Annotated in this window: 24 protein-coding genes and 1 pseudogene; 17 read left to right on the forward strand and 8 right to left on the reverse strand. The window is 65.4% G+C overall.

Annotation, left to right across the window (positions count from 1 at the left end):
* Positions 1-11: 11 nt before the first annotated feature.
* The 4 genes from pgsA to D1F64_RS17265 all read left to right on the forward strand — a co-directional run bounded on the left by pgsA (position 12) and on the right by D1F64_RS17265 (position 2767).
* Entirely contained in the window at positions 12-590 is a 579-nt protein-coding gene (gene pgsA, locus D1F64_RS17250) for a CDP-diacylglycerol--glycerol-3-phosphate 3-phosphatidyltransferase (protein ID WP_117413421.1), read from the forward strand.
* Positions 587-838: a molybdopterin converting factor subunit 1 gene (gene moaD, locus D1F64_RS17255; protein WP_117413422.1), complete on the forward strand. Its 252-nt coding sequence runs from the start codon at positions 587-589 to the stop codon at positions 836-838. Before pgsA ends, moaD begins: the two co-directional genes overlap by 4 nt.
* A gap of 58 nt (positions 839-896) precedes the next feature.
* On the forward strand, positions 897-1397 hold the full coding sequence (locus D1F64_RS17260; protein WP_117413423.1) for a molybdenum cofactor biosynthesis protein MoaE: 501 nt from the start codon (positions 897-899) through the stop codon (positions 1395-1397).
* A 119-nt stretch (positions 1398-1516) separates the two neighbouring features.
* A complete protein-coding gene (locus D1F64_RS17265; RefSeq protein ID WP_117413424.1) occupies positions 1517-2767 on the forward strand; it encodes a multidrug effflux MFS transporter in 1251 nt (416 codons plus the stop codon).
* A gap of 78 nt (positions 2768-2845) precedes the next feature.
* Here the strand turns inward: D1F64_RS17265 and D1F64_RS17270 are convergent, their stop codons facing one another.
* The gene (locus tag D1F64_RS17270; protein ID WP_117413425.1) at positions 2846-3703 is read right to left on the reverse strand and encodes an SDR family oxidoreductase; all 858 of its coding nucleotides are present in this window, start codon (positions 3701-3703) and stop codon (positions 2846-2848) included.
* Between the two features lie 88 nt (positions 3704-3791).
* Between D1F64_RS17270 and D1F64_RS17275 the strand changes: the two genes are divergently transcribed.
* Positions 3792-4220 (forward strand): helix-turn-helix domain-containing protein, encoded by a 429-nt coding sequence (locus tag D1F64_RS17275; RefSeq protein WP_117414686.1) that lies wholly within the window; start codon positions 3792-3794, stop codon positions 4218-4220.
* 72 nt (positions 4221-4292) lie between these two features.
* Here the strand turns inward: D1F64_RS17275 and D1F64_RS17280 are convergent, their stop codons facing one another.
* Positions 4293-5195: a branched-chain amino acid aminotransferase gene (locus D1F64_RS17280; protein ID WP_117413426.1), complete on the reverse strand. Its 903-nt coding sequence runs from the start codon at positions 5193-5195 to the stop codon at positions 4293-4295.
* A gap of 270 nt (positions 5196-5465) precedes the next feature.
* Here D1F64_RS17280 and D1F64_RS17285 point away from each other — a divergent pair, with 270 nt between their 5' ends.
* Genes D1F64_RS17285 through D1F64_RS17295 form a run of 3 tightly spaced genes read left to right on the forward strand, consistent with a single transcriptional unit; the run spans position 5466 to position 8164 of the window.
* Complete coding sequence (locus tag D1F64_RS17285) at positions 5466-5993, forward strand: MarR family transcriptional regulator (protein ID WP_117413427.1); 528 nt, start codon at positions 5466-5468, stop codon at positions 5991-5993.
* A 37-nt stretch (positions 5994-6030) separates the two neighbouring features.
* Entirely contained in the window at positions 6031-6762 is a 732-nt protein-coding gene (locus tag D1F64_RS17290; protein WP_117413428.1) for a response regulator, read from the forward strand.
* 7 nt (positions 6763-6769) lie between these two features.
* The gene (locus D1F64_RS17295; protein ID WP_117413429.1) at positions 6770-8164 is read left to right on the forward strand and encodes an ATP-binding protein; all 1395 of its coding nucleotides are present in this window, start codon (positions 6770-6772) and stop codon (positions 8162-8164) included.
* A 24-nt stretch (positions 8165-8188) separates the two neighbouring features.
* On the opposite strand, the gene D1F64_RS17300 is transcribed toward D1F64_RS17295, so the two are convergent.
* The 5 genes from D1F64_RS17300 to D1F64_RS17320 form a co-directional block, all read right to left on the reverse strand.
* Entirely contained in the window at positions 8189-8554 is a 366-nt protein-coding gene (locus D1F64_RS17300; protein ID WP_248304495.1) for a tRNA-binding protein, read from the reverse strand.
* Between the two features lie 38 nt (positions 8555-8592).
* Positions 8593-9279, reverse strand: a complete 687-nt coding sequence (locus tag D1F64_RS17305; RefSeq protein WP_117413430.1) for a TetR/AcrR family transcriptional regulator — start codon at positions 9277-9279, stop codon at positions 8593-8595.
* A 135-nt stretch (positions 9280-9414) separates the two neighbouring features.
* Positions 9415-10233, reverse strand: coding sequence for a pyrroline-5-carboxylate reductase (proC, locus tag D1F64_RS17310; protein ID WP_117413431.1), 819 nt, complete (start codon positions 10231-10233; stop codon positions 9415-9417).
* Positions 10230-10730 carry a YbjN domain-containing protein gene (locus D1F64_RS17315; protein WP_117413432.1) on the reverse strand — a complete coding sequence of 167 codons (501 nt, stop codon included), beginning with the start codon at positions 10728-10730 and terminating at the stop codon, positions 10230-10232. Before D1F64_RS17315 ends, proC begins: the two co-directional genes overlap by 4 nt.
* 360 nt (positions 10731-11090) lie before the next feature.
* The gene (locus D1F64_RS17320) at positions 11091-11402 is read right to left on the reverse strand and encodes an accessory factor UbiK family protein (RefSeq protein ID WP_117413433.1); all 312 of its coding nucleotides are present in this window, start codon (positions 11400-11402) and stop codon (positions 11091-11093) included.
* A 302-nt stretch (positions 11403-11704) separates the two neighbouring features.
* Between D1F64_RS17320 and lgt the strand changes: the two genes are divergently transcribed.
* The 9 genes and pseudogenes from lgt (at position 11705) to ychF (ending at position 20369) form a co-directional block, all read left to right on the forward strand.
* On the forward strand, positions 11705-12550 hold the full coding sequence (lgt, locus tag D1F64_RS17325; protein ID WP_117413434.1) for a prolipoprotein diacylglyceryl transferase: 846 nt from the start codon (positions 11705-11707) through the stop codon (positions 12548-12550).
* On the forward strand, positions 12547-13686 hold the full coding sequence (locus D1F64_RS17330; protein ID WP_117413435.1) for a class I SAM-dependent methyltransferase: 1140 nt from the start codon (positions 12547-12549) through the stop codon (positions 13684-13686). The genes lgt and D1F64_RS17330 overlap by 4 nt, the downstream gene beginning before the upstream one ends.
* On the forward strand, positions 13640-14491 hold the full coding sequence (pgeF, locus tag D1F64_RS17335; protein WP_117413436.1) for a peptidoglycan editing factor PgeF: 852 nt from the start codon (positions 13640-13642) through the stop codon (positions 14489-14491). Before D1F64_RS17330 ends, pgeF begins: the two co-directional genes overlap by 47 nt.
* A gap of 2 nt (positions 14492-14493) precedes the next feature.
* Positions 14494-15645 (forward strand): Xaa-Pro peptidase family protein, encoded by a 1152-nt coding sequence (locus D1F64_RS17340; protein ID WP_117413437.1) that lies wholly within the window; start codon positions 14494-14496, stop codon positions 15643-15645.
* A complete protein-coding gene (locus D1F64_RS17345) occupies positions 15645-16361 on the forward strand; it encodes a hypothetical protein (protein ID WP_205470518.1) in 717 nt (238 codons plus the stop codon). Before D1F64_RS17340 ends, D1F64_RS17345 begins: the two co-directional genes overlap by 1 nt.
* Before the next feature lie 208 nt (positions 16362-16569).
* Positions 16570-17502, forward strand: a complete 933-nt coding sequence (locus D1F64_RS17350) for a ribose-phosphate pyrophosphokinase (RefSeq protein ID WP_117413438.1) — start codon at positions 16570-16572, stop codon at positions 17500-17502.
* A 224-nt stretch (positions 17503-17726) separates the two neighbouring features.
* Positions 17727-18359 (forward strand): 50S ribosomal protein L25/general stress protein Ctc, encoded by a 633-nt coding sequence (locus D1F64_RS17355; RefSeq protein WP_117413439.1) that lies wholly within the window; start codon positions 17727-17729, stop codon positions 18357-18359.
* Positions 18360-18506: 147 nt separating this feature from the next.
* A pseudogene (pth, locus tag D1F64_RS17360) lies at positions 18507-19240 on the forward strand (aminoacyl-tRNA hydrolase).
* 31 nt (positions 19241-19271) lie between these two features.
* A complete protein-coding gene (ychF, locus tag D1F64_RS17365) occupies positions 19272-20369 on the forward strand; it encodes a redox-regulated ATPase YchF (protein WP_117413440.1) in 1098 nt (365 codons plus the stop codon).
* A 63-nt stretch (positions 20370-20432) separates the two neighbouring features.
* On the opposite strand, the gene D1F64_RS17370 is transcribed toward ychF, so the two are convergent.
* Complete coding sequence (locus tag D1F64_RS17370) at positions 20433-20831, reverse strand: phospholipid-binding protein (protein WP_117413441.1); 399 nt, start codon at positions 20829-20831, stop codon at positions 20433-20435.
* Between the last annotated feature and the right edge of the window lie 46 nt (positions 20832-20877).

The raw sequence follows: 20877 nt of genomic DNA on the forward strand, positions 1-20877 counted from the left end.
ATCGAGTCGCGATGTCCGCATCCGTCGCCCTGTCAGTTCCCAATATCCTGACCTATGTCCGTATCCTCGCCGTACCGGCTGTGGCTGCGTGTTTCCATTGGCCAACGACGACCACACGCTGGATCGCCCTGGCGATCTTCATCGCCGCCGCCATCACGGATTTCTTCGACGGTTATCTGGCCCGCATCTGGAAGCAGCAGTCCGCCCTGGGCCGCATGCTGGATCCGATCGCCGACAAGCTTCTGGTCGCCGCCTGCCTGCTGCTGCTTGCCTCCGACGGCACCATCGGCGGCTTGTCACTGCTCGCTGCGATCATCATCCTGTGCCGCGAGATTCTGGTCTCGGGCCTGCGGGAGTTCCTGGCGGAGTTGCGGGTCAGCGTGCCGGTAACGACCATGGCGAAATACAAGACGACGGCGCAGCTTGTGGCGCTCGGCTTCCTGCTGGCCGGTCCCGCCGGCGATCTGGTGCTGCCGGGCACAACGATGACCGGCCTGACGCTGCTCTGGATTTCCGCCTTGCTGACCCTTTATACCGGGTATGATTATTTTCGCGCCGGCGTCAGCCATCTGATCGAGGAACAGCGATGAAAGTGCTCTATTTCGCCTGGGTCCGGGAACGTATCGGAACCGCGGAAGAAGACCTGGACCTGCCCGAGAGCGTGTCCACACCGGCCGAACTGATCGGCTGGCTGAAGACGCGCGGGCCGGAATTCGAGTCCGCCTTCGAACGGCCGGAAATCATCCGCGTCGCTCTTGATCAGGTGCATGTGGAACAGGACGCGCCGCTGGGCAATCCGCGCGAGATCGCCCTGTTCCCGCCGATGACCGGCGGCTGAACCGGCCGCCGCGCGCGCCATCCAGGGCGGGCCGCGGCACAGCGACGGACCTTACGCCATGACATCCGAACCTCACGCATCCGCACGGCGCGCCGACGCACCGCAAGCCCCTGTCAGGATCAGCATCCAGGCAGAGGATTTCGACAGTGCCGCCGAGATCGCCCGGCTGGCCGAGGGCCGCACGGACGTGGGCGCCGTCGTTTCCTTCACCGGGCTGTGCCGGGATGAAGGCGGCACGCTTGAGGCACTTGAGCTTGAGCACTATCCCGGAATGGCGGAAGGCGAGATCAGCCGCATTGTCGACGATGCGGTGGCCCGCTGGCCGCTGGCCGGCGTCACCGTGATCCACCGCCACGGCAAGATCGCGCCGGGCGGCAATATCGTTCTGGTGGTCACGGCCTCCGCCCATCGCGGCGCGGCCTTCGCGGCCGGCGAGTTTCTGATGGACTTCCTGAAGACCCGGGCGCCGTTCTGGAAAAAGGAGCACCGCCGGGACGGCACCGCGACCGAATGGGTCGAGGCGGCGGCGCGCGACGACGAGGCCACCGAGCGCTGGTGACAGCCACAGGATGACACCAGCGGCCGCAGGCTGTATTCCCGGTATCCAGCATCTGACGACGCCCTTCCAGGGCGCGGCATCGCCGCACTCCCCGCCCGCGGCGCAACAAGGTTCACGCAATGAGTCGTACTACCGTGGCGGATGCCGGTTCGCATCCCGGACTGTCGTTTGTCGAATTCGTGGCGATCATCGCCGCGCTGATGGCATTGAATGCCCTGGCCATCGACGCCATGCTGCCGGCGCTGCCCAACATCGCCCGCGATTTCGGCGGCATCAGCGTCAACGAGAGCCAGACGGTGCTGACCGCCTATCTGCTCGGCTTCGGCGGCGCCCAACTGGTGTTCGGCCCCCTTTCCGACCGCTTCGGCCGCCGCACCTTCATCCTGATCGGCCTGGCCATCTACGCGGCCGCAAGCGTAGCCTCAGTGTTCGTGACGACGTTTGACGGGTTGCTGCTGTGCCGTTTGCTGCAGGGCATCGGCTGCGCCGCGCCGCGCGTCGTCGCCATCTCCGTCATCCGTGATTGCTATGGCGGCCGTCAGATGGCCCGCGTCATGTCGCTCGCCATGATGGTGTTCATCATCGTGCCGGTGATCGGTCCGGGGATCGGTCAGGCGGTCATCCTGATGGCCCCGTGGCGCTGGATATTTGGTCTGCTGACCTTCGGCGGCGTCTCCATGCTCGTGTGGACCAGCCTGCGCCTGCCGGAAACGCTGGACGTCGACAAGCGCCGGCCGCTGTCAGTGCGCACCGTCGCCGCGTCCTACGCGGAGGCGCTGACCACCCGCGTATCGCTCGGCTACATGCTCGGCGCCACCTTGCTGTTTGGCGGGATGTTCGGGTTCCTCAATTCCGCCCAGCAGATTTTCGTCGATACCTACGACACCGGCAACGCCTTCCCTTTGGTCTTCGCGCTGGTGGCGCTGGCGGTGGCGGCCTCGTCGTTCATGAACGCCAAGCTCGTGGGCCGTCTCGGCATGCGGCCGCTGTCGCATTGGGCGCTGCTGGCGCTGATCGCCGCCTTCGCGGTCCACGGGGGGCTGGCTTACGCGCACCTGGATACGGTCTATTCCTTCGTGGTGCTGATGGGCATCGGCATGTTCTGCTTCGGCATCCTGATGGCGAACTTCAACGCGCTGGCGATGGAACCGCTCGGCCATATTGCGGGCACCGCATCGGCAGCCATCGGCTTTGTCTCGACCACCGGCGGCGCGCTGATCGGCTACATGATCGGCCAGGCGTACGACGGCTCCGTGCTGCCGCTGATGATCGGCTTCGGAGGGACCGGCCTCATCGCGCTCGTGGTCGTGCTCATCACCGAAAGCGGCAAGCTGTTCCAGCACGGTGAAGCGGCGCCAGAGCACCCCTGAATGCGGCAGCTTCCAAAAGAGCACCGTCGCCGATGAAGCCGCCGGCCCGATGGCCGGCGGCAAGTCCGATATCGCGGATCAGGCGGCAAGCGCATGCGCGACCGACGTTGCCAATGGCGTGGTCGCCGCACCGATCAAAGTACTCATCGCGCGCGAGTCATCGAACAGCGCGCCCTGCGAGGCGCTGACATCCGATTGCGCCAGGATTACCGCAAACGCCGCCGGCACGCCGGCCGAGACCAAAGCGGCTGTGTAATCGGATTCGGACAGATCCATGTAGACGATGGGCTTTCGGGACTGCGCCGCAATCTCCGCCGCGAGATCCGCGAGCGTATAGCTGTCGTCCCCCGCCAATTCATAGACGCGGCCCGCCTGCTGCTCCGGGCTGGTCAGCACTGTGGCGGCGGCCCGCGCATAATCCTGACGCGCGGCGGACGCGATGCGCCCCTCACCCGCGGCGCCGATCACCGCGCCATGGAGGAGCACCGCCGGCAGCGCGGCAAGATAGTTTTCCGTGTACCAGCCGTTGCGCAGCAATACGTGCGGCAACCCCGAGTCACGCAGGGCGGCTTCCGTGTCCCGGTGCTCAATCGCCAGGGTCAGGAGCGACGTGTCCGCGTGCAGGACGCTGGTGTAGGCGACAAGCCCAATATTCTCGGCGAGAGCCGCATCGATTACCGCACGATGCTGGCTGGCGCGCTGCCCCACTTCGCTTGAGGAGATCAGCAGCAGCTTGTCGGCGCCGCGCAGTGCCGGCCGCAAGGTCTCCGGTCGCGAATAATCCGCTTCACGAACGACAACGCCCCTGGCGGCCAAATCCGCGGCCTTCGCGGGATCGCGCACAGCGGCAACGATGTCTCCCGCGGGCATCCGCTGGAGCAGTTCCTCAATTACATGACGGCCAAGTTGGCCCGTGGCGCCCGTGACGGCTATCATCAAACCGATCCTTTCAATGTTTCGATGTTGCGAAACCTGGATCATTCACTTACTTTTTGTAAGTACGCACAAAAAGGTTAGTATGAAAATGTCCGCTCCGACACGTCTCAAAATCCCAGACACCGGATCTTCCGCCACAGAAAACCGGGCAGACGGACTGGCAGCGGCTCTGCATCGTGGAGAGGTTTTCGCGTCGGATTGCCCGTCGCGCGCCGTGCTGAAACGCATGACGAGCCGGTGGGGCGTGCTGATCATGGTGGCCCTGCTGTCGGGAACGCATCGCTTCAGCGAATTGCGCCGGAAGATCAATGGGGTCAGCGAAAAGATGCTGTCCCAAACACTGCAATGGCTTGAGGATGACGGGTTCGTGCGCCGAACGTCATATCCGGTTGTCCCGCCGCACGTCGAATACGACCTGACGCCACTGGGCCGCGAAGCGGCCGCAAAGCTCGAGGATCTGGTCGACTGGATCGAGGACAGCCTGCCGCGCATTCTGGCGGCGCGCCCGAAGAATTGAGCCACAGGCACAAAAAACCGCGGGACGAAGCCCGCGGCCTTTGCAGATCATACTGGCCGAATGGATGCCCGCCTATTCGGCGGCTTCCACCGCAAGCCCGCCCTTGGCGCGCACGGCGGCGTCATAGTCTTCCATCAGGGTCTTGGTGATCTCGCCGACCTGGAAGGACCACGGGCCGATCTCCGACACCGGCGTTACTTCCGCGGCCGTTCCCGTCAGAAAGCACTGCTCAAAGCCTTCCAGTTCCTCCGGCAGGATGGTCCGCTCGATGACTTCAAGACCGCGCTTGCGCGCCAGATCGATCACCGTGCGCCGCGTGATGCCGTTGAGGAAACAGTCGGGGTCCGGGGTATGGATCACGCCGTCCTTGACGAAGAACACGTTGGCGCCGGTGGCCTCGGCCACGTGACCGCGCCAGTCCAGCATCATCGCGTCCGCGTAGCCCTTGGCCTCGGCCGCGTGTTTGGACAGCGTGCAGATCATGTAAAGGCCCGCGGCCTTGGAGCGCGAGGGCGCCGTCATCGGATCCGGCCGGCGGTACATGGCCTGATCCAGCCGGATGCCCTTCAGCCGCTCTTCGGGCTTGAAGTAGCTCGGCCATTCCCATGCGGCGATCGCCACGTTGATCGAATTGTTCTGCGCGGAAACGCCCATCATCTCGCTGCCGCGCCAGGCGACCGGACGGACATAGGCGTCGACCAGCTTCATCCGCTTGAGGAGTTCCACGGTCGCGTCGTTGATCTGCTCAGGGGTGTAGGGGATCGTGAATCCCAGCAGACGGCCGGACTCATGCAACCGCTCGGTGTGCTCTTCAAGCTTGAACACATGGCCGCCATAGGCGCGCTCGCCCTCGAATACGCAACTGGCGTAGTGCAGACCGTGGGTCAGCACATGAATCTTCGCGTCCGCCCAAGGCACGAATGCGCCGTTGTACCAGATTTCACCGTCACGCTGATCAAAAGGCAGCCCAGCCATCTCAAGCTCTCCAAGTTCGGGCGCACACAACAGCGGGCCTCATCGCCCGCCAAATTTGATGCTCATCGCCGGCGCAAAAACACCCCGCGCGACGCGGCGGCTTTGCGTTGCAACTCAAGTACCGATATCGTTCCACAACAGCAGTGTGCCGGAACCGACATCCCGTGGCTAGATCGACACGACAGGACCGGACGGAATGAACCGCCTGCTGAGTACGATCGTTTCGTCTTAGCGGTCGCTTTAGTAACAATCGATCAGAAATATGTCAATATGGCTGACGTAAATTTCAATATGCCCAAACAATGGACGGATGCCGCCCAGGCCGCAGGCATGGACGATGCCTCGGGATCGCTTGAGTACGAGTTGATTGAATTGCTGTTTTTCGCCTACCGGGATTTCATCTCGGACCCGGACGAAATCCTCGCCGAATACGGTTTCGGGCGCGCGCATCACCGGGTGCTGCATTTTGTCTCGCGCAATCCGGGCATCCGCGTGACCGAACTTCTCGACATTCTGAAAATCACGAAACAGAGCCTCGGCCGGGTTCTCAAGCAGCTCATCGACGAGGATTTCATCGAGCAGCGGACAGGTCCGCTCGATCGCCGCCAGCGGCTGCTCTATGCGACCGACAAGGGTCGAGCGCTGTCCGAGCGCCTCGCGGCCCCGCAGTCACGGCGTCTTGCGCGCGCGCTGGCCGAATTGCCCGAAGGCGGCCACGAGATTGCCCGACAGTTCCTCTATCGGATCATCGACGAAAACGAACGCGCCCGAGTCGCCCATCTCGCCAACAAGCGCTGAGCGACCCGCCACCGTGTCGACGATCGAAAGGACACCCATGCCAATCGCGCACCGGCCCGCCGCGAACGCGCCCGCGACATCCGCCCTCCCCGACGACGCAGACCACTTGCTGGTGGTCGATGACGACAACCGCATCCGCACCCTGCTGTCGCGATTCCTGAGCGAGAACGGCTTCCGGGTGACGGTGGCGGCCGACGCCGCCGAGGCGCGGCGGCAGTTGCGCGGACTGACGTTCGATCTGCTGATCCTCGACGTGATGATGCCCGGCGAGAACGGGTTCGATCTGGCCGGCGACCTGCGCCGCAATTCCGACGTGCCGATCCTGCTGCTGACCGCGCTTGCGGAAGCCGACGACCGCATCCGGGGCCTCGAGATCGGCGCCGACGACTATCTCTCCAAACCCTTCGAGCCGCGCGAACTGCTGCTGCGCATCGGCAACATCCTCCGGCGCTCCGGCCCGAGCGCGCCGGAGGCCCTGAACGACGTGCGCTTCGGCCCCTTCGTGTTTCTGTGCGAGCGCGCGGAGTTGCGGCGCGGCGACGAACCCGTCCGCCTGACCGACCGCGAGCGGCAGATCCTGTCGATCTTCGCCACCAAGCCGGGCGAAACCATTCCCCGCCACATGATCGTCGGCAACGAGATCGGACAGGGCGAGCGCACCGCCGACGTGCAGATCAACCGGCTGCGCCGCAAGATCGAACCGGACCCGGCCAATCCGGTCTACCTGCAAACCGTCCGCGGCGTCGGCTACCGCCTGCTGATCGACTGAGACCACCATGATCGCCACCATCGGCCACAGGATCAGCACCGCGCTTCAGGTTTCGACGGCGCCCTTGCGCGCGCCCTATCGCGCGGCCGCGGGATGGCTGCGCCGCTGGGCTCCCAAATCGCTGTATCCGCGCACCATCCTGATCATCGTGCTGCCGATGGTGCTGCTGCAGTCCGTGCTGGCCTTCATGTTCATGGAACGCCACTGGGAGACGGTCACCCGGCGCCTCTCGACCGCCATGGCGCGGGAAATATCGGCCCTCATCACCGTCATCGAGACCTATCCTCAGGACGCGGACTTCGAGAAGATCACCGCGATCGCGTCGGACAAACTGGGGCTTTCCATCTCGCTGCTTCCGCCGGCGAGCCTGCCCGCGCCGCGCCCGAAGCCGTTCTTCGATCTGCTCGATCGCACCCTGAGCGGCGAGATCGGCCGATACGTCGGCAAGCCGTTCTGGATCGACACCATCGGCCGCTCGCAGTTCGTCGAAATCCGCGTCAAGCTCGACAATCACAACATGCGCATCATCGCGCGGCGCAGCCAGACCTACGCCTCGAACTCGCATATCTTCCTTGTCTGGATGATCATCACCTCGCTCGTGCTGATCACCGTGGCGCTGCTGTTCCTGCGCAACCAGATCCGGCCGATCATCCGTCTCGCCGACGCCGCCGAGAGTTTCGGCAAGGGCCATCCGATCGGCAACTTCCAGCCGCGCGGGGCCCGTGAAGTGCGCCGCGCCGCCTACGCCTTCATCGAGATGCGCCGCCGCATCGAGCGCCAGATCGAACAGCGCACGACCATGCTGGCCGGCGTCAGCCACGACCTGCGCACGATCCTGACCCGGTTCCGCCTGCAACTGGCGCTGCTGGGCACCGGACCGGAAATCGATGAGCTGCGACGCGACGTCGACGAGATGAACACCATGCTGCAGGCCTATCTGGCGTTTGCCCGCGGCGACGGCGACGAGCAGCCCGACAGCGTCGACATCGCCCTGCTGATCGAGGACCTGGAAGCGGACGCGGAGACCGCGGGCAGGCGCGCGTCCTCATCGTTTGACGGCGATCCGATGGTGACCGTCAAGCCCAATGCCTTCCGCCGTTGCCTGACCAATCTGACGGGCAACGCGGTGCGCTACGCCAAGAGCATGAGGATTACCGGCAAGCATTCCGGCGGCTGGCTCACCGTCACGATCGATGACGACGGCGAGGGAATCCCGGCCTCCGACCGGGAGACTGTTTTCAGGCCGTTCTTCCGCCTGGACGCCGCCCGCAACCAGGACGAGGGCGGCACGGGCCTCGGCCTGTCGATCGCCCGCGACATCGCCCGCGGCCACGGCGGCGACATCACCCTGAGCGACAGCCCGATGGGCGGGCTGCGCGTCATGGTGCGGATTCCGGACTGAAAGCAGGAAGGTGCTCGTGCGGCGCTAGAACAGCCGCACGCCGTTGGCGACCGGCTTGTCGACGGACGCCAGCACCACCTCGCCCGCCTCGTCGGGAAAGCCCAGCGTCAGCACCTCCGACATGACCGGGCCGATCTGGCGCGGCGGGAAATTCACCACCGCCATCACCTGACGCCCGACGAGCGTCTCCGGCGTATAGTGTTTGGTGATCTGCGCCGATGACTTGCGGATGCCCAGCACCTCGCCGAAATCGATGCGCAGGATATAGGACGGCTTGCGCGCCTTGGGGAAGTCCTGCACCTCGATGATCGTGCCGACCCGAATGTCCACCTTGAGAAAATCATCGAAAGCGATCGTTTCGGCCAGCTCGGCCGTCATGTCCTTGTGCATTGCGTCTCTGTCAGCCCGTCTGTTTCACATCGCCGCCATCATGCCGGATTGGCATGGTCCGTGTCACCAGCCGAGTCCGGCCCCCCGGTCGTCCGCCGGGCTCCGCCGCGCCGCGCGGACCGGGAGAAGCGCTTCAGCGACGCCAGGAACGCCCCTGCCCGGTCGATACGGCCCAGGATCGCCGCGCCACGCTTGAGTTCCGTGTCCAGCGCCGCCATGGTGCGCGCCTGACCCGGGTCCTCGTCCGTGAACCAGACACCCATCACGCGGGCGAAGGCAATCGCCAGCCCCTGGGTCTTGGCCGCGCCGTGCAGGCCCGCCGACTCGATCCCCGCAGCCGACAGCATCCAGGCCTGCGATCGTACGGCGATGCGGTTGAGCTTGGCGGCCAGCGCCGGGTTGCGCCAGGCCTCGTCGGCGAGAGCGCGCAAGGCCGGCTTGTCGGGCGCAAGGGCGTCGAGCCGGCTCATCAGCACATCGAACAGGCGATCGAGCGGCGGCTCGTCGGCCAGATCCGGATCCAGACCGTCGAGCACCTTGGCGTCGATGCGCCGGAAGAAATCGGCAAGGATCGCGATACGGCCGTCATAGGCGCCACGCAAGACGGACGGCTTCACGCCGGCGCGTCCGGCAACCTCCGTCATGGTCACGGTCTCCCACGGCTGCTCCGCCAGGAGCGCCATGAAGGCTTTGATGATCGACGTGCGTGTTTTCTCGGCCACCATGATCCGTGTCCTTGCTGTCCCGGAGCGTCCTCCAAAACAGTAGGAGCCCGGGATGCAAAAGGGAACCGCCTGCGACAACGCGCGCCCTCAGGGCGGGACGACGCGCGGCGGCGAACGCCACGCGTCGAGACTGGATCAGCCCGCCAGCTCGCGGGACCGTCTGGCGGCGGCGGCGATCGCCGCATCGAGCAGCGGCTGGAAGCCGTTTTCGGCCATAAGCACCTCGAGCGCCGCCGCCGTGGTGCCGCCGGGCGAGGTCACGTTCTTGCGCAAGGTGCCCGCATCCACGTCGGAGCGATACAGAAGCTCGCCCGCACCGGCCACGGTCTGACGCGCGAGCGTCATCGCCAGCGCCTCGGGCAGGCCCGCCTTGACGCCGGCCGCGGCCAGACATTCGGCCAGCAGAAACACATAGGCCGGACCGGAGCCGGAAACGGCGGTCACCGCATCCATCTGGTCTTCCGATTCAAGCCACGCCACCGCGCCGATGCTGCTCAGCAGGTCCTCGACGAGCGCGCGCTGTTCAGCATCGACCTTGCCGTTGCCGATCAAGGCCGTCATGCCGCGCTGCACCTGCGCGGGCGTATTGGGCATGGCGCGCACGACGGGCACGGCACCGAAGGCCGCCTCGAAGGTGGCAATCGTGGTGCCCGCCGCAATCGACATCACGACCGTCTGCGGCCCAACGGCATGCGCCACCGTCGGCAGGACGGCGTCCATCATCTGCGGCTTGATCGCCACAAGCACGGCCGCCGGCGTCAGATCGTCAGGCACCTGCGTGACATGGCGGATCGACTTTTCCGCGAGATAGGCCGCCATCTCGGGCGCGGGCCGGGGATCGCAAACGACAATGGCGCCGGGCTCGATGCCCATCTCGATCCAGCCGGACAACATGGCGCCGCCCATCTTGCCGGCTCCGACAAGAAGCAACGGCTTCGAATGTGTGAGTTTCATGCTTCTCCCGCGGTCTCAAACAGGACCATATCAAGCGCGTCTTCGGACTTCTTGCCGGCCCAGACGACGAATTGAAACGCCTGGAAGTATCGCTCGCACGCCTCCAGGGCATTGGCGAACAGGCCTTCCAGTTGCTCCGAGGTCGCTTCCGCGCCGCCGGCAAGCAGCAGCGACTGGCGAAAGATCACCACGCCTTCCTTGTTCCACAAATCGAAGTGGCCCATCCAGAGCTGCTCGTTGACCAGCGCCAGAAGGCGCATGACTTCGTGCTTGCGCGGCTCGGTGACCTTCAGATCGAAACCGCAGGCGAGGTGCAACGCCTCAACGTCTTCCATCCACGAAAAGCTGACATGGTAGTCGCACCAGTGTCCGGAGACAGCGATGGTGATTTCGTCCTCGCCCGAGCGCTCGAAGGCCCAGTCGTTGACGGCGGCAAGTTGTTCGATTGTATCAACAGGGTTGGCGTGCTGATCGACGTCGATTTCGATGAGGCTCATGTGCGATCCTCGTGCCTGGCAGGTCCGCGACGCAACGGTCCGGACCGGGAGCGAAAGAAGCCAGCGCTGGAGCCCGCTTCATCCGATTGGCACCGCACCGGCGGCATCGCCCGGATTTCAGCAGATCATGTCACCCGGACCGTGTGCCCGAATGGTAGGCGCTCCAGGCGCCACCGCCATTCGCAATGATTCGCCCGGCCATGATCTCCGGCGAATGTTACAGCGTGACAACCACAGGAAGCCGACTGCCGCGAATCTTGTTGCCCGAAGAGTATAGGGCCAGATTGCCGCAACGCGAAATCGGCCACAAAGGACCGATACAGCCTGGTAAATATCACGCAGCGACGGCGTCTGGCTGGATCAGGACTTGTCGGCGGGCTTGGTGCCGGCCTTCGGGCGCGCCGGTTTGGCGGGCTTCGCGACGGCCGCGAGCTTCGCCTCGAGTTCGGCCACCCGCGCCTCAAGCTTTGCTTGCGCGTCGCGCGCGTTGGCGGCCATTTCCTTTACCGCCTCGAATTCCTCGCGCGAGACGATGTCCATGTCCGACAGAAAACGCTCCGCCTGGGCGCGAAAACCGGTTTCCACCTCGCGGCGCACGCCCTGGGCGACGCCGGCTGCATCAGTCATCAGCTTGGCGAATTCGTCGAACAGGCGATTTGAAGTCTGGGTCATGGCGGTCTTCCTTGGCGGGCGTGCGGCGACGGGCTGACAGTCGGCCATCCGGGCAGCCGATGACTATGCTCTAATGCATAGCCTGGCCGAATGTCATCACCGCGACGACAAATTTGTCGAACGTCAGCCCTGAATCTGGGGCATTGGGACGAAAGCGCAAGACCGCGCCGTGCAATGCGGATGCCGCGACTTGACTGTGCCCGTCCGCATGCCCAACGTCGCGGCGAACACACGCGCGGCGTATCATCCAATCCAAGCGGCCGGCGGTCGGTCGCAAACAGCCGCAACCCTGGATCATCGCCATGCCGCTTCTCGCCCTGCCCTTTCCCACGATCGACCCGGTGCTGATCGAGTTGGGGCCCTTCGCCATCCGGTGGTATGCGCTGGCCTATATCGCCGGCATCCTGCTGGCCTGGCGCTACATGCGCATGCTGATCAACAACGAGCGGCTGTGGGCCGGCCAGCCGCATCCCTCGGCACTCGACATCGACGATTTCGTGCTCTGGGCGACGCTGGGCATCGTGCTGGGAGGACGCATCGGCTACGTGCTGTTTTACAACCCGGCGTACTATCTCGCGAACCCGGTGGAAATCCTCAGCGTCTGGCAAGGCGGCATGTCGTTCCATGGCGGCTTCCTCGGAACCGTCATCGCGATGGTGCTGTTTTCCTGGCGGCGCGGCCTGAGCGTCTGGACCCTGTTCGATCTCGCCGCCGCCGCCGCCCCCATCGGCCTGTTTTTCGGCCGCCTGGCCAATTTCATCAACGCCGAGCTTTGGGGCCGCGTGACCGATCTGCCGTGGGGGGTGGTGTTTCCCGGCGCAGGACCACTGCCGCGTCATCCCAGCCAGCTGTACGAGGCGGCGCTGGAAGGCATCGTGCTGTTCCTCCTCCTGCGCCTGCTGACTCATCGCGGCGGCTATCTCGCAAGGCGCGGCTTTCTCGCCGGCGCCTTCGCCTGCGGCTACGGCCTGTCGCGCATCGCGGTAGAATTCTTCCGCATGCCGGACGCGCAGATCGGCTTCCTCGCCGGCGGCACCACCATGGGCATGCTGCTGTCGCTGCCGATGATCATCGCGGGTATCGCGGCCATGGTTTGGGCTGCGCGCGGCACGCGGTCCGCGGGCACTGATGCGAGCACCGGCGCATGAATGCAACGCCGTTGGAAAGCCGCATCCGGGCGCTGATCCGCGCGAACGGCCCGATGAGCGTCGCCGAATACATGACCCTGTGCCTCGCCGACCCGCAGGACGGCTACTACATGCGAGGCGATCCCTTCGGCCGGGGCGGCGATTTCATAACGGCGCCGGACGTCAGCCAGATGTTCGGCGAGTTGATCGGCCTGTGGTGCCTGCAAACCTGGCTCGACGCCGGCTGCCCGCAAACCGTGCGTCTGGTGGAAGCCGGACCGGGGCGCGGCACGCTGATGGCGGACCTGTTGCGCGTGACATCGGTCCAGCCAAAGTTCCTCGAAGCGCTCAGCGTGCATCTCGTGGAAACAAGCCCCAGGCTGCGCGAAGCCCAGAAGACGGCGCTCACCGGCGCACCGTGTCCCCTCGCCTGGCATGACCGGATCGACGACGTGCCCGACGGTCCGATGATCCTGCTCGCCAACGAGTTTTTCGACGCGCTGCCGATCCGCCAATACGTCCGCGCCGCAGGCGCCTGGCGCGAGCGGATGGTGGGACTCGATCCCGCGTCCGACCAGTTGGCCTTCGGCATCGGCCCGGGACGGCTGGCGGATGATGATCTGCCCGAGAGGCTGAGGACCGTGGCCGAGGGAACCGTCTTGGAGACCCAGCCGCTGGCCAACGCCATCGCCGCCACGATTGGCGAGCGGCTTGCGGCGAGCGGCGGCGCGGCCCTGATCATCGATTACGGCTATGTCAGCACTGCGCCCGGCGACACGCTGCAGGCCGTGCGCAAGCACCAGTTCGCGGATGTGCTTGCGCATTGCGGCGAAGCGGATCTCACCGCGCATGTGAACTTCGAGGCGCTGGCCCGCGCGGCCCGTCAATCGGGCGCACAGGCGCACGGGCCAATGACCCAGGGCGATTTCCTGATCAAGATGGGCCTGCTGGAGCGCGCGGGCGCGCTGGGCGCCGGCAAGGAGCCCTCGGTGCAGGAGCAATTGAGCGCGGACGTGGAACGGCTCGCGGGGGCCGATCACATGGGAAACCTGTTCAAGGTGCTGGCGCTCTCGGCGCCGGGATCGGACCTTGGACAGACGCTGAAGCCGTTTGACAGCACGCCCGCGCGCCCGCACCATCTCGCCCGAGCGACATGAGCGCGCACCGCGACGGACCAGGAGGACGATGATCACCGCAACGGCACTCGATTCGCACGACCGCGTCGCCCACGGCTTCTTCACCCGCCAGGGCGGGGTGTCGGACGGCATCTACGACAGCCTCAACATCGGCCTGGGATCGGATGATCCACGCGCCAATGTGCTTGAGAACCGCGCCCGCGTCGCGGCCCGTTTCGATCTGCCGGCCGATCGCCTGGTCACCGTTCACCAGCACCATTCCGCCGATGTGCTCCCGGTTGAGCGGACGCCGTGGCCCGGCGGCACCGCGCCCAGGGGCGATGCGATGGTCACCGACCGTCCCGGCATCCTGCTGGGGATCCTGACGGCCGATTGCGGGCCCGTGCTGTTCGCCGACAATCAGGCGGGCGTCATCGGCGCGGCTCATGCCGGCTGGCGCGGCGCGCTGACCGGTGTCCTGGAAGCGACGCTTGACGCCATGGAGCGCCTGGGCGCGCAACGCGGGCGCATCAGCGCCGTCCTCGGCCCGACGATTTCCGCCGACGCCTATGAGGTGGGCGACGACTTCAGGGCCCGGTTCGAGGCGGACGACCCCGCGAACAGCCGCTTCTTCAGGCCGTCGACGCGCGCCGGCCATGCCATGTTCGACCTGCCGGGCTACATCCTCGCCCGGCTGGAGCGCGCAGGTACCGGCAGCGCCGAAGACCTGCGCCTGTGCACATACACGAATGAAGACGACTTCTATTCCTACCGGCGCACGACCCATCGCGGCGAACCCGATTACGGCCGCCTTGTGTCCGCCATCACCCTCAGGGAGCGGGATTGACCATGGCGCTGCATTTCGACAGAGCCGAATTCGGCGAGCGCCTTGGCCAGGTGCAGCAATCGATGCAGGAGCGCAAGCTCGACGCGCTCTTGCTGTTCGCGCCCGAAAGCCACTACTGGCTGACCGGCTATGACACCTTCGGCTTCTGTTTCTTTCAGTGCCTTGTGCTGATGAAGGACGGACGCCTGATCCTGTTCACCCGCGCGCCCGACCTGCGCCAGGCCAATCACACGTCGATCATCGAGGACATCCGCATCTGGATCGACCGGGGCGAGACCTCGCCCGTCGGCCAGTTGAAGGACTTGCTGTTCGACCTCGACCTTCTGGGCACCGAGATCGGCGTCGAATACGACACCCAGGGGCTGACCGCGAGCTATGGCCGGCAGCTCGACGAGGCGCTGCGCAGCTTCGCCGAATTGAGCGATGTGTCCGATCTGGTCGCGTCACGGCGCGCGATCAAATCGCCGGCGGAGATCGTCTATGTGCGCAAGGCGGCCGACCTCGCCGACGCGGCCTATCTGGCCGGCATCGAGAAAGTCCGCGCGGGCGCGGACGAAGGCGAGATCCTGGCGACCCTGCAGGCAACCGTGCTGGCAGGCGGCGGAGACTACCCGGGCAACGAGTTCGTCATCGGATCGGGCATGGACGCGCTGCTGTGCCGCTACAAGAGCGGCCGGCGGACACTGGCCGCCAATGACCAGCTCACACTGGAGTTCGCAGGCGTCTACCGCCACTATCACGTTGCCCTGATGCGCACGGTCATTGTCGGCGAGCCCACGGCGCGCCACATCGAGCTGCACGAGGCGGCGTGCGCGGCGCTCGAGGCCGTCGAGGAGGTCATGCGTCCGGGGCACACCTTCGGCGATGTCTTCGACGCCCATGCGCGCGAGATGGACGCCCGCGACCTGTTGCCGCACAGGCTCAATGCCTGCGGCTACTCGCTGGGCGCGCGCTTCGCGCCGAGCTGGATGGATTGGCCGATGTTCTACCGCGGCAACCAGGCGGCGATCGCCCCCAACATGGTGCTCTTCGCCCATATGATCCTGGTGGACTCCGAAACCAACACCGCCATGACGCTGGGACGCACCTACATCACCACCGAGGCCGCGCCGGAACGGCTGTCTGGTCTGCCGCTCGATTTGGCGGTGCGCTGATGCGGAACGGACGGGTCGCGATCGGCGATCCGGTCTGGTCGCCATATCGCCAGGGGCAATATCCAACTGGATTTTGCCGCGCGGAGGGGATAGACAAGCCCCACCATGACCGGAATGGCGAGACAATGATCGCAAAACGCCCCCTTGCGCGCACTCCGCTGGCATCGACCGCAAAGCGCGCAGCTTCCGCCGGCCTGTCCCACAAATCGATGCTGATGCGCGCCGCCGCTTTGGCTGTGCCGTTGATGCTCGCCGCTTGCGGCGGCGTCACCCCGCCGGAATTTGTTGGCGGCTCGCGGCAATCCGCCGCTGTTCAATCCGGGTCGTACGCCGCGCCGGTGCCCGCCAACGAGGCCAGCTTCGCCTTCGATCCGTTTTCGGGCGCGCCGGGCAACACCCTTGACGACCTGAGCCGCAAGATCGGCGAAGCGGCCAGCAAGGAAGGCCTGACACTGGTGCGGCGGGCCGGCGCGCGCGCGACCTATCGGGTCAAGGGCCACCTCTCGGCAGTGGGCGACAACACCGCCTCCACGATTCTCTACGTGTTCGATGTCTACGACGGCAGCGGCCGCCGGGTTCACCGCTTCAGCGGACAGGAAACCAGCAACGCCACCAGCGCCGATCCCTGGGCCGGCATCAGCGGCGAAACGCTCAATCTCATCGCGACGCGCACCGTGCTCGCCCTCAAGGCCTGGCTGACACGTGCGGGATCTTAACAAAACCTGCAAATTAAGCGCGAAGGCGCCCGCGCGGCGGTTGTCGAGGGCCTGCTAGGTTGTTAAAACGCCGCCGCTTGGCACTGTTGCAAACGAATCCTGTACGGGAACACACGCAATCCCGGCTCACCACGCATAAAATCGCCAACCGGCACCAAGCCGGCCGCCGCGTTGATGCTCCAGCGGCAAACATGAAGGATCGCGGGCAATGAAACTCGTCGCGGGAAACTCCAATCGCGCGCTCGCCGAAGAAATTTCCAGACATCTCGATGTTCCATTGGCCGAATGCCAGGTGCGCCGCTTCGCGGATCAGGAAATTTTCGTTGAAATCCAGGAAAACGTGCGCGGCGAGGATGTGTTTCTCATCCAGTCGACCAGTTTCCCCGCCAACGACCATCTGATGGAACTGCTGATCCTGATCGACGCCATGCGCCGGTCGTCCGCGCGCCGCATCACCGCGGTGCTTCCCTATTTCGGCTATGCCCGCCAGGATCGCAAACCCGGCCCGCGCACGCCGATCTCCGCCAAGCTGGTCGCCAACCTGATCACCCACGCCGGCGCCCATCGCGTGCTCACGCTGGATCTTCACGCCGGCCAGATCCAGGGCTTCTTCGACATTCCCACCGACAACCTGTTCGCCGCTCCCGTGATGACCCGCGACATCAAGGAACGCTACAAGCCCGGCAGCGTGATGGTCGTCTCGCCGGACGTCGGCGGTGTGGTCCGCGCCCGCGCGCTCGCCAAGCGCATCGACGCGCCGCTGGCGATCGTCGACAAGCGCCGTGACAAGCCTGGTGAATCGGAAGTCATGAACATCATCGGCGACGTGTCGGGCCGCGACTGCATCCTGGTCGACGACATCGTCGACTCCGGCGGCACGCTGTGCAACGCCGCCGACGCGCTGCTGGCCAAGGGCGCAACCTCGGTCGCCGCCTACATCACCCACGGCGTCCTGTCCGGCGGCGCGGTGGCCCGCATCTCGTCGTCGAAGCTCAAGGAACTGGTGATCACCAACTCCATCGAAACGACGGCGGCGGTGGAAGCGGCCCCCAACATCCGCGCGATCACGATCGCCCCGCTGATCGGCGAGGCCATCAACCGCACGGCCTTGGAAAAATCCGTCTCCAGCCTGTTCATCTGACGCCACCCGGCGCCATCGCGCGACGCCGGTCCGCCGGCCGTCGCGCGGGGTGGAAACCCGCCCCTTTGCCGCCGCCGCCGGGCTCCCCGGGGCGGCGGAACCGCTTGCGGTTCGCCCGAAGAGGCACTATAAGCCTCGGCACGCGCCTACCCCCCTGGAGGAAGCGCGCAAGAGGCCGTCAGACCGGCCTCTTTTCATGAACACCCATATCAAGGAGACAAGCCATGGCTCAGTCCTTCGAGCTTCAGGCAACGTCGCGCGATCGTGTGGGAAAGGGGTCCGCACGAGCTCTTCGCCGCGATGGCAAGATTCCAGCCGTGATCTACGGCGCAAACCTGCCCCCTCTCTCGATCGCGCTGCCGCTGAAGGAAACCACCCTTCAGCTGAACACCGGCGGCTTTCTGACCCACGTCGCGAACATCACCGTGGACGGCGAGAAGATCCAGGTCATCGCCCGCGATTACCAGCTCGACCCGGTGCGCGATTTCCTGGTGCATGTCGACTTCCTGCGCATCAGCGCCAAGTCGCGCATTGCCGTTGAAGTGCCGGTTCACTTCGAAAACGAAGAAGAGTCCCCCGGCATCAAGCGCGGCGGCGTTCTCAACATCGTTCGCCACACCGTGGAACTCGAAGCGCCCGCCACCCAGATCCCCGAGTCGATCGACATCGACCTGACCGGCCTGGACATCGGCGACTCGGTGCACATCTCCTCTGTGAAGCTGCCGGACGGCGTCACGCCGACGATCACCGACCGCGACTTCACCATCGCCACCATCGCCGCTCCCGCGGGCCTCAAGGAAGAGCTCAAGGGTGAAGGCGAGGAAGGCGAAGAGGACGAAGAAGGCACCGAAGAGTAGACCGTGCATCGCGTCCCAGGCGGACGCGGTCAGTTCACTCTTGCTTCTTGAAGACAACCGGCGCGCATCTCGGTGCAACCACCGATCTGCGCGCCGGGCTCGGATTGCGCAGGCGCTTTCGGATCACCGGACAGACGGGAGACGGCCATGCAGGTCATTGTCGGGCTCGGCAATCCAGGTCCGAAATACGCGCGCAATCGCCACAACATCGGCATGCTCGCCGTGGACGCCATTCACCGCCGGCATGCCGGCATGAGCCCGTGGCGCAAGCGCTTCCAGGCCGACGTTTCCGAAGGCGTCATTGACGGCCACAAGGTGCTTCTCATCAAGCCGATGACCTTCATGAACGACTCCGGCCGCTCTGTCGGAGAAGCGCTGCGTTTCTACAAGCTCACCCCAGCCGATGTGACCGTCATCTATGACGAGCTCGACCTGCCGCCGGGCAAACTGCGACTGAAGGTCGGCGGCGGCGCAGGCGGACACAACGGCATCCGCTCCATCGACGCCCACATTGGAAAAGACTACCGGCGCGTGCGCCTGGGCATCGGACATCCGGGTGCCAAGGAACGCGTCACCAACCACGTGCTCGGCGACTTCGCCAAGGCCGACGGCGAGTGGCTGGAGCCGCTGCTCGACGACATCGCGCGCGAGGTCGGCCTGCTGATCGAAGGCAAGGACAGCCAGTTCATGAACCGGCTGCACCAGCCCCCGGTTCGGGTCCCCGCGCCAGCGCGACCGGAACGGCCAAGGCTCCAAAAGAGCCAGCCGCGGGCCGCAGCCACATCCGTCAGGCGCGGTCCAAGCCGAAGCCGGAGCTTCCCAAGGAAGGGCCGCTTGCCGCCATGCTGAGGGGCCTCTTGGGCCACAAGGACACGGACTGACCGTCCGCAACGAACCGGGAAAGACGAAGAGATGGGATTCAAGTGCGGCATCGTCGGCTTGCCGAATGTGGGCAAGTCCACGCTTTTCAATGCTCTGACCAAGACCGCCTCGGCGCAGGCCGCAAACTACCCGTTCTGCACCATCGAGCCGAACACCGGCGAGGTGGGCGTGCCGGACGAGCGGCTCGGCAAGCTGGCCAAGGCGGGCGGCTCAGCCAACATCATCCCAACGCGGTTGAGCTTCGTCGACATCGCCGGCCTCGTGCGCGGCGCCTCGAAGGGGGAAGGCCTGGGCAACCAGTTCCTCGCCAACATCCGCGAGGTCGACGCCATCGCCCACGTGCTGCGCTGTTTCGATGACGGCGACATCACCCATGTGGAAGGCAAGATCGACCCGGTCGCCGACGCCGACACGGTGGAGACCGAGCTGATGCTCGCCGACATGGACAGCCTGGAGCGCCGCGTCGCCGCCACGCGCAAGAAGGCGCAGGTGGGCGACAAGGAAGCCAAGACCGTGCTGCCGCTGATGGAAGGCGCGCTGGAATTGCTCAAGGACGGCAAGCCCGCCCGCATGCTGGACGTGGACGACGACGACCGAGCAGCCTTCGACGCGCTCAACCTGCTGACCTCCAAGCCGGTCCTCTACGTCTGCAACGTCGATGAAGCCTCGGCGGCGACTGGCAACGCCTATTCCGACGCGGTGAAAGCCAAGGCGGAGGCCGAGGGCGCCGGCGCCGTGGTGATTTCGGCTGCGATCGAGTCGGAGATCGCCCAGCTCGACGACGAGGAGCAGCGCGAGTACATGGAGAGCATGGGACTGGAGGAGCCGGGCCTCGACCGGCTGATCCGCTCCGGCTACGACCTGCTCGGCCTGATCACCTATTTCACGGTGGGGCCAAAGGAAACCCGAGCCTGGACGGTCACCAAGGGCACCAAGGCGCCGCAGGCGGCGGGCGTCATCCATTCGGATTTCGAGCGCGGCTTCATCCGCGCCCAGACCATCGGCTACGACGACTATATCGCCTGCAACGGCGAGACCAAGGCCAAGGAAACCGGCAAGGCGCGCGACGAGGGCAAGGAATACGTCGTCAAGGACGGCGACGTGCTGCTGTTCAAGTTCAACACCTGATCGTTCACATCACCGGCTTTGAGTGAAAACACCCGCGGCGTCATCGCCGCGGGTGTTTTCGTGTCAAGGATACTTGCGCTTGGCCTTGGCGGTGGCGAGCACCTTGCCGGCCTTGTCCTGGGCGACAGCGGTCCACTCGTAGGTATGCCGGCCGCCCGGCGGGCACGGGCTGTTGTACTTGAAGGCGCCGGGCGCGATCGTGCTCTTGCCGGTGTAGGCAACCTTGCCGCCGCCATGCGGATAGCGCGGCACCTGCAGGTCCTTCAGGTCGAACCGGATTGTCGCGGTGCCCTTGGGCACCTTGCCCAGCTTGAACACCGGATTGGGCACCCGTCCCGGTCGCCCGGTGGTGCATTTGGGAATATTTCCCCAATCAAAGCTGAGCGAAAATGCCGCCGCGGGTTGCGCAGAGAGCACGCCTGCCGACACGATGAAAACGCCAAGAGCAAGAGCATGCCGCATTGAGATCTCCCAATTAATGATCACTGTGCAATAAAGAACCGGCCCT

Source organism: Breoghania sp. L-A4, assembly GCF_003432385.1.
Taxonomy (GTDB): domain Bacteria; phylum Pseudomonadota; class Alphaproteobacteria; order Rhizobiales; family Stappiaceae; genus Breoghania.